This is a genomic window from Blautia faecis, from assembly GCF_027662325.1.
Taxonomy (GTDB): Bacteria; Bacillota; Clostridia; order Lachnospirales; family Lachnospiraceae; genus Blautia_A; species Blautia_A faecis.
This window is the reverse complement of sequence record NZ_JAQDKY010000101.1, coordinates 1-1581: the sequence shown is the minus strand read 5'-3', so window position 1 is coordinate 1581 and position 1581 is coordinate 1. Positions and strand designations below refer to the sequence as shown.

The following is a 1581-nucleotide window of genomic DNA, read 5'->3' as shown; positions in this document are numbered from 1 at the left end:
CAACATCATAAACTTAAGAAAAAAATGGAAAGGAATCTGTTCGCAGGTTTCTTTCATTGTGTTAAAATATAGGCAGGGGTGTATATGATTAAATCTTATAAAACAAGATTTCAAAAGTTTTCTGCATTATTATCTGATTCGGAAATTGCAAAATATGCGAGACAGAATGGAAACCATGCTTTTTCGAGAAAGCGAAAAATGCCCCTAAAAGACATGTTGCTATGCTGTCTTTCAAAAAAGGGGCTTACCACGACATTTGAACTTAGAAACTATTTCAAAGAAAAAGGAGACTTGTCTATGCAGTTATCTGTCCAGGGATATCTACAACAGAGAAAACGTCTAAATCCGGAAATTTTTCCCTATCTGAACCGTAAATATCTTATGGATTTTTATCGTTCTGACGAACCCAGACTGTGGAAAGGATATTTGTTAATCGCGATTGACGGGAGCAAGGCGGAAGTTCCAAACTCAAAGGATAACAGGGAATCATTTGGAAACAGCGGCAACCAGCATTCCGGGAAAGGGCAGGTACGGGCACTGGTAAGCGGAATGTATGATGTTTTGAATCATTTTTACCTGGATATTGAAATTGAACATATTTGCATCAGTGAAAACGAACTGGCAAAAAGAAACTTAAAACAATTAAAAAAATTTGGAATCAGGAAGCCGGTTGTCGCAGTTTTTGACCGCGGTTATCCTTCCTTAGAGTTTATTGACTTTCTGGAAACGGAAGGGATTCATTATCTGATCCGTCTTTCATCCAACGATTATATGGCAGAACGTAAACGGATGCAGTCGGCAGATGAAAAAGTCATTTTAAAACATTCATCTGCACGCCTACAAAAAATACGAAAAAAACATCCGGAACGATATGAACAGATGCAAAAGAAAGGGAGCACGCTGGTAAGAATATCAAAATCGACTCTTCCCTCCGGGAATGAACTTGCGCTGATGACAGATCTTCCGGATACAATTACCGCAGAAGAATTAGCGGATTTATATTACCAAAGATGGGAAATTGAGAAGAAATACAATACTCTAAAAAACAAAATGAAATTTGAAAGTGTAACAGGGAAAGCCACAGTATATGTGCACCAGGATTTTTGGGCGCAGGTTTTAGTATATAACATGGTTCAGGACATTCGGAACAGTGCGGACGAAGAGGCCGCAGCAGCAGGACGGGAAAACAGGAATAAATATCCCATGCATACCAATGAAAATGTAGCCATCGGTCTTTTCAAAGAGACTATGCTAAAAATCCTTTTGGAACCGGAGGAAAAGAAGCGGATCAAAAAACTTGGAGAACTACAGGAAGAAATGGAGCGCTATGTACTTCCCATAAGGGAACTACCTGGAAAAGAGCGTAGAAAAAACATCTCAAATAAATATAAAAACAATCAAAAGAGTAGCTTTTAAAATGCCCATTCTCCGTTTAAAGGGAGATTATGGGCATTTTAAGTTGTTAAAGTATACAGAAGGAGCTCTGTGAAGATTTCTCTTCGTTTTAATCTGCCCTTTTGAAATGAGTTTTTAGCAGGATAATATAAATGTGTAATATCTAATCTTAAGTTTATGATGTTG

Annotated in this window: 1 protein-coding gene; it reads left to right on the top strand. The window is 37.8% G+C overall.

The window, feature by feature from the left end:
* Positions 1-84: 84 nt before the first annotated feature.
* Complete coding sequence (locus tag PGQ38_RS19275; RefSeq protein ID WP_270433185.1) at positions 85-1416, top strand: IS4 family transposase; 1332 nt, start codon at positions 85-87, stop codon at positions 1414-1416.
* Positions 1417-1581 lie beyond the last annotated feature (165 nt).

Coding starts and splice junctions, on each gene's coding strand:
- PGQ38_RS19275 (WP_270433185.1), top strand. CDS start 85: ATGATTAAATCTTATAAAACAAGATTTCAAAAGTTTTCTGCATTATTA.